The organism is Streptomyces sp. NPDC031365 (assembly GCF_055569765.1).
In genome coordinates, this window is the sequence record NZ_JBVIIM010000048.1 from 27,897 (window position 1) to 34,651 (window position 6,755).

Here is a 6,755-nt window from a genome sequence, read left to right on the forward strand (position 1 = left end):
GTTCCTGGTTCACCAGCAGACGCCACCAGGTCACGAAGAAAGAACCGGGGCCCCCCCCCCCCCCCCCCCCCCCCCCCCCCCCCCCCCGCCCCTCGCGCCGTGTTTGGTGCCTTAGGTGGGCATCGGCGGCGAACCGGTGCGGATGAGCCGTGGCGGGCTATGGCTCCTGTGTGACTGTCCGATTCTCGTCGCCCATCGAGTCCGGAACGCCGGGTGCGCGCCGCGCCGCGGTCCATCCGGCGGCCGTCGGCCGGGCCGTAACCGCGGCCGCCGCAGGACTCGTCCCGATCCTGCTGACCCTGGTGGTCGTCCGGCTCCCCTGGGCCGGTGACCTGGGCATACACGCGGCCACCGTACAGCGGCTGCGGCACAGTCCGCTCCACCCCGGCAACCCGCTGGTCGACGCGGACACGCCGAGCCCGTACTACTCGCCGTGGATGCTGTTGCTCGGCGGCCTCGCCCGGATGACGGGCCTCGAGGTGTTCGTGGTGCTGCGCCTGGCCGCCGCGGCCGGGCTGGCGCTGCTGGTGACCGGCGTGTGGCGGTACGCACGGACGCTGAGCGCGCACCGGGCCGCGCCCGCGCTCGCCCTGCTGAGCCTGCTGCTGCTGTGGGGCACGGCCCCGTTCCTGTGGAGCGGTTTCCTGGGGCTGAACTCTCTCGCGCTGACGGTGGCGTATCCGAGCACGTTCACCCTCGGGCTGGCGTTTCATTTCTGGGCGTGGCTGACGAGAGCCGTGCGCGGGGCGGGGGCGGGCCGGGGGGTGTGGCTCGGACTGGGCGTGCTGTGGGCGGTGATTCTGCTCTGCCACCAGTTCTCGGGAGTCGTGGCCTCGGTCGGGGCGGTCGCCACGGTGGTCGCGGCGCGGGCCGGGCGGAGGGTGTGGCTACGGGTGGCTGTCGCGCTGTCGGCCGGGGTGGTGGTGCTGTGGGCATGGCCGTACTACGACTTCTTCGCGCTGTTCGGCGGCGCGGGGGACGGGCTGGAGCCGGTGCACCGGGTGCTGTACGCGCGTCCGGTCGCACGGTACGGGCTGCTGCTGCTCGGGGTGGCCGCGCTGGTGCCGAGGTGGCGGCGTGACCGCAGGGATGTGCTGGTGGTCTTCTTCCTGCTGGGGGCGCTGATCGTCGGGGCGGGGTGGGTGAGCGGCCACTACGCGTGGGGGCGGGCCCTGCCGGCCGCGGTGATCCCGGCGCAGCTCGCGGCGGCGCTGGCGGCCGTCGGGGCGGGGCGGCGGTGGATGCGTGCCGGCTGGGCGGTGCTGCTCGCCGGGGCGCTGCTGGTGGGCGGGTGGGCGCAGGCGGGGACGGTGGGGTACGTGGTTCCGCGCGGTGCCCTGCCGGGGGTGGTGGAGGAGCGGTACCGGCCTCCGTGGACGGGGTATCACTGGATCACGCCGTGGGTGCGGTACGGGGACGTGGTGATGGCCCAGGGGCGCGCGGCCCGGCAGATTCCGGCGTACGGGCCCTATACGGTGGCGCCCGGTTACCCCGACTTCTTCCTGCCGGACGAGGAACGCCGGGTGGCGGTCACGGAGACGTACTTCGCGGCACGGACGCCGGAGGGTGTGCGGCGGGGGATGGAGCGGGAGTACGGGGTGCGGTGGGTGGTGGACGGTACGGGGGCGCTGGCCGGCACGGCGTTGCGGGTGGTGGCGAGGGGGCCGGAGGGACAGGTGCTGTACGCGGTGCCGTGAGGGGGCGGTGGCGGCGTGCTGGGCCCCTTGGTTTCCTCGCCCCCGCCGGCCCTTCCCGAAAGGTTCCCTGGGGGCGGTGCCCCCAGGGAACCGGAAGGGCAGAAGACGGGTGGGATGGGAGGGGGTCAGCGCAGGGCGCCGGCCACCAGGCGGGCTGCTCGGCGTACCCGGGGGCGGGCCAGGCGGAGGACTACCGGGCGCAGTCCCGCCGTGAGGCCGACCGGGGCCCAGCGGATCTGGAGGCGGCCCGGGCCGTGGCCCTCCGGCTCGATCGTGACCCGGTGCGTGGTCGTGCCGGAGTGGTAGGGGACGCGGGCGGTCAGGGGCGCGAAATCGAGCGGGGCCAGCAGCGTGCCCCGGTTGTTCTGGCCGCCGAGGGTGAGACGGACCAGTGGATGACGCACCCCCGCGAAGCCGCTCAGCGGGAGGCGGGCCGCTGCCGGGTCGAGCCGGACGCGGCCCTCGAAGACACCGGGCCGCACCGGCGAGAGCCGGAAGGGGACGGTGAGGCGGCGCCGGCCGGGGGAGATGACGAGGCACGCGCGCTGGGGGCCGACCGGGAGGCGCAGGGCGGGGTCGTACGTCCGTACGGTCAGGTCGGCGCACGCGCCGGGGCCGTGGACGAGCTCCGTGATCTCGTGGCGGAACGGGGCGCCGGAGAACGGGCAGGCGGCGGGCTCCAGGTCGGTGAGGTCCAGTTCGCGGCGTGCCTCGACGGATTCGGGGACGCGGTCGCCCCAGTAGGTACGGCCGTCCGCGTCGGTGGTCAGCCGGCGGGGGGCGACGGCGTGGCCCAGGCCCCGGGCGGCGAGCCGGGCCTCGGCCAGGCGGCGGTCGCGGATCAGCTGGAGCACCACCCGCTCGGTGCGGGGGAGACGGGCGTACGCGCCGGGGGAGAGGGTCTCCAGATACGGGTTCACCAGGTCGGCGAAGGCCGCGAGCCACTCCTCGTCACGGTAGGGGAAATCGCCGGCGTACATCCGGAAGTCATGCTTCAGGAACTTGTGGTCCTTGTCCTCGCGCAGCGACGCGTGCCCGCTCGTCACCAGGAAGGCGTCGATCAGCCGCTGCACGTGGATCCGGTCGCCGACGTTGGTGAGCAGATGCCGCTGGTTGGAGATGGACGCCGTGCCGGGGTCCGGGTACGGGTCGATGTACCAGTGGTACACCGGCTCGGGGACGACGGTGAACCGTTTCGCCAGGCAGTACGCCTGGGCCGAGAACAGCTGGTCCTCGTAGTGGATCCCCTCGGGGAAGCGCAGGTCGTGGCGGTCGAGGAAGGCGCGGGCGTACATCTTGCTGGTCGACAGGTGTTCGAAGAACAGCCGTGGGTCGTCCCCGATGCCCTCCAGGGTGCGGCGCTCGTCCACGAGGTGCGGCATCCAGGTGGAGCGGCGGCCGGTGTCCACCCGGATCCGCCGTACCGCGCCCATCGCGAAGTCGATGTCGTGTGCGCGGTGAGCGGCGAGCAGGGTGGCGACCGACGCCGGCGGGAGTTCGTCGTCGCTGTCCAGGAACATCAGATACGGCGCCCGGGCGATCTCCAGGGCGCGGTTGCGCGGCGCGCTGCACCCGCCGCTGTTCTCCGGCAGCCGCACGTACCGGATGCGCGGGTCGGCGGCCGCCAGCGCCCGCGCCACCCGGGGGGTGTCGTCCGTCGAGTGGTCGTCGCTGATGACGATCTCGAGGTTGCGGTGGGTCTGGCGGCGCACGGACTCCACCGCGCGGGGGAGCCGTTCGGCGTCGTTGTGCACGATCACCGTCACGGTGACGTCGGGGACCTGAGGGAAGCTCATGACGCGGACGCCTCCTCGGGGGTGGGAGCCGGGGTACGTTCCTCGATCGGCAGGACCGGCGGCAGTGACGCCTCGTCCTGACCGAGGAAGACCCGGCGCACCACGCGTTCGGCGGCGCGGCCGTCGTCGTACTCGCAGAACCGGCGCCGGAAGGCGGCCCGTGCCTTCGCGGCGCTCTCGTCGCGCCAGGCGTCGGTGGTGAGGAGCTCGCCGAGTTCCTCCTGGGTGCGGGCCACCGGACCGGGTGCCTCGGCCATCAGGTCGAAGTAGACACCGCGCGTGGTGCGGTACGTCTCCCAGTCGTCGGCGTGGATGACGATCGGGCGGTCGAGATTGGCGTAGTCGAACATGATCGACGAGTAGTCCGTGACGAGGGCGTCGGCGGCCAGGCACAGCTCCTCGACCGGTTCGTAGGACGAGACGTCGATGACGTGGCCGGAGCGGCGCAGATCGGTCAGCGGGGAGGCGCCGGCGTCGTAGAAGTAGTGGCCGCGCACCAGCAGAACGGTGTCATCGCCGAGGCGGTCGGCGAGCGCGGCGAGGTCCAGGCGGGGGGTCCAGCCGGCCTCGTAGTCGCGGTGTGTGGGCGCGTAGAGCACGGCCCGGCGGCCGGGCGGGATGCCCAGGCGCTCGCGGACCGCGCGGATGTCGGCCGCTCCGGCCGTGTAGTAGACGTCGTTGCGCGGATAGCCGTGCTCGAGCGGGACGAACCGGGCCGGGTACGCCCTCTCCCACATGCGGGTGGTGTGGCTGTTGCTGGAGACGCTGTAGTCCCACTTGTCGACGCGCTCCAGCAGTGCGTCGAAGTCCAGGCCCTGCGCGGCCGCGGGGAAGGGCATCTGGTCCAGACCCATGCGCTTGAGCGGGGTGCCGTGGTGGGTCTGGACGTGTACCGCGTCGGGGCGTTTGACCACCGCGTTCGGGAAGTTGACGTTGTTGACGAGGTACTTCGCGGTGGCGAGCACCTCCCAGTAGCGGCGCGTGCCGGGGATCACGTGGTCGGTGCCGGGCGGGAGCAGGGCCGCGTTCCGGTCGGTCACCACCCACACGGGGCGGATGTGCGGGGCGAGTTCGGCGAGCTTCGCGGCGATCGCGGCCGGATTGCAGGCGACTCCGCGGTTCCAGTAGGCGGCGAACACCGCGAGACGGGGGGCGACCGGGCGGTGCAGTGCCGTGCGGTACTGGTGGTCGCGGACCCGGGCGCCGAGCCTCCGCCGTCCGTCGCGCACCGCGGAGCGCACGGCGCGGCGGGCGTGGTTGGCGCTCTGGAAGGCGCGGTACTTGGTGTAGGCGCCCTCCTCCAGCAGCGAGCGGCGGACGCCCTCGAAGCCGGCGGGGCGCCGGTGGCCCTCGGGACGGCGGCGCAGGGCGGCGACCGAGGCGCGGTGGAAGAACCGCTCGGCCATGTCGTCGGGCATGCCGCCGCGGGCGAAGGTGCGCAGACAGTCCCGGACCATGATCTCGTACAGCACGGTGTAGACGGCGGGGCGTTCGCGGGCGAGGTCGAGAAGGCCCTCGTAGCGGTCGACGAGCGCGAAGTGCTGCTCGACGGTGACCGGGGGCAGGCTCGCGGGCCGCAGCCTGCGGTCCTCGTGGGCGATGTGCGGCAGGCAGGCGACGCGGCCGGCGAGCAGGAGGGCCGCCAGGGCGGCCCCCGGTTCGTCGTCGGTGGTGAGCCGCTCCTCGTGCGCCCGCCAGAAGCCGGCGCGCAGGACGCGGGTGCCGAGCAGCGGGGTCAGCCGCAGCAGATAGGCGCTGTCGTCGAGGGTGAGCTCGGTGCGGCCCGCGCGGGTGAGGAGGGGCCCGTCCGCCGAGGGCAGGCCGGAACTGCGCCAGGTGCTGCGCAGATGGTCGAGGAGCAGCACGTCGACGGTGCCGGGGAGCTCGGCGGCCCGTTCGGCGACCGTGCGGGGGCTGCCGGGCGGCAGTCCGTCCTTGGCGCGGACGAACTGCAGCCAGCGGCCGGTGGCCCGGGTGGCCCCCGCTGCCCGGGCTGCCGCGTCGGACGTGCCGGCGGGCAGCGGCAGCACCTGGACGTGGGAGACGTACCGCTCCGCCGTCTCGCGGGCCCAGTCGCCGACCGCGGCGACGACCACCTCGGTGTCGGGGAGGGGGTGGGCGGTGAGCGAGTCGAGGAGGGCGGTCAGGTGGTCCTGGGTGTTCGGCCCGTGAACGATGACACTGAGCTCGGGCATCGCGGGGCTCCTTCGGCTGCTCGTCGCTCCGGACGGTCCTCTTCGGTCATATTGGCATCAATAGGACGAAGTGGGCACGGGGGCGCGCGGGCGTGGGCCTCACGAGGGAAGCGGAACCTTCGCTCCTTCAGGTGTGGGGGCGGGCTTCGGAGCGGCGGCCGCCTGGGGCTTCGGTTTCGGCTTCGGCTTGGCGGCCTTGTCCCCGGTGAACGCCTCGTATTCCTTGAGCACCTCGTCGGTCGGCCCGTCCATGCGCAGCTCACCGCGCTCCAGCCACAGCACGCGGTCGCAGGTGTCGCGGATCGACTTGTTGTTGTGGCTGACCAGGAACACCGTCCCGGCCTCCTTGCGCAGCTCCCGGATCCGGGCCTCGGAGCGCCTCTGGAAGGAGCGGTCGCCGGTGGCCAGGGCCTCGTCGACGAGGAGGACGTCGTGGTTCTTGGCGGCGGCGATGGAGAAGCGCAGCCGGGCGGCCATGCCGGAGGAGTAGGTGCGCATCGGCAGGGTGATGAAGTCACCCTTCTCGTTGATGCCGGAGAAGTCGACGATCTCCTGGTAGCGGGCCCTGATCTCGTCGCGGGACATGCCCATCGCGAGCCCGCCGAGGTGGACGTTGCGCTCCCCGGTCAGGTCGCTCATCAGGGCCGCGTTGACGCCGAGCAGGGAGGGCTGGCCATCGGTGTAGATGCGGCCGTTCTCCACGGGGAGGAGACCGGCGACGGCCTTGAGCAGGGTGGACTTGCCCGAGCCGTTGGTGCCGATCAGGCCGATCGCCTCGCCCCGGTAGGCGACGAAGGAGACGTTGCGCACCGCGTGCACCCGGCGTACGCCGGAGACCTTCTCGGTCTGCTTGCGGCGCAGGATGCGGTTGAGGGCGGCGGTGGCGGAGCCGCGTCCGGCGCCGCCTGCGTTGACCCGGTAGACGATGTCGACGCCGTCGGCGATGACGGTGGGGACCTTCCGGTCGGTGGTGTCAGCCACGGCCGTACCTCTCCTCGGACTTCCAGAAGTAGACGAAGCCGGCCGCGCCGGCCAGCAGGGCCCAGCCCAGCGCGAACGCCCACACG

General features: G+C 73.2%; 4 protein-coding genes and 1 pseudogene. 1 reads left to right on the plus strand and 4 read right to left on the minus strand.

Annotated elements, in window-relative coordinates; translation table 11 throughout:
* Positions 1-170 precede the first annotated feature (170 nt).
* Entirely contained in the window at positions 171-1,697 is a 1,527-nt protein-coding gene (locus tag ACZ5C2_RS37110; protein WP_468801148.1) for a hypothetical protein, read from the plus strand.
* Positions 1,698-1,822: 125 nt separating this feature from the next.
* Here ACZ5C2_RS37110 and ACZ5C2_RS37115 read toward each other — a convergent pair whose 3' ends face one another.
* From ACZ5C2_RS37115 to ACZ5C2_RS37130, 4 genes and pseudogenes are all read right to left on the minus strand, one after another.
* Positions 1,823-3,493: a glycosyltransferase family 2 protein gene (locus tag ACZ5C2_RS37115; RefSeq protein ID WP_468801149.1), complete on the minus strand. Its 1,671-nt coding sequence runs from the start codon at positions 3,491-3,493 to the stop codon at positions 1,823-1,825.
* A complete protein-coding gene (locus tag ACZ5C2_RS37120) occupies positions 3,490-5,688 on the minus strand; it encodes a CDP-glycerol glycerophosphotransferase family protein (protein ID WP_468801150.1) in 2,199 nt (732 codons plus the stop codon). Before ACZ5C2_RS37120 ends, ACZ5C2_RS37115 begins: the two co-directional genes overlap by 4 nt.
* 99 nt (positions 5,689-5,787) lie before the next feature.
* Positions 5,788-6,669, minus strand: coding sequence for an ABC transporter ATP-binding protein (locus ACZ5C2_RS37125; RefSeq protein ID WP_468801152.1), 882 nt, complete (start codon positions 6,667-6,669; stop codon positions 5,788-5,790).
* A pseudogene (locus ACZ5C2_RS37130) lies at positions 6,662-6,755 on the minus strand (ABC transporter permease); the annotation flags it as partial. The pseudogene ACZ5C2_RS37130 and the gene ACZ5C2_RS37125, both read right to left, overlap by 8 nt.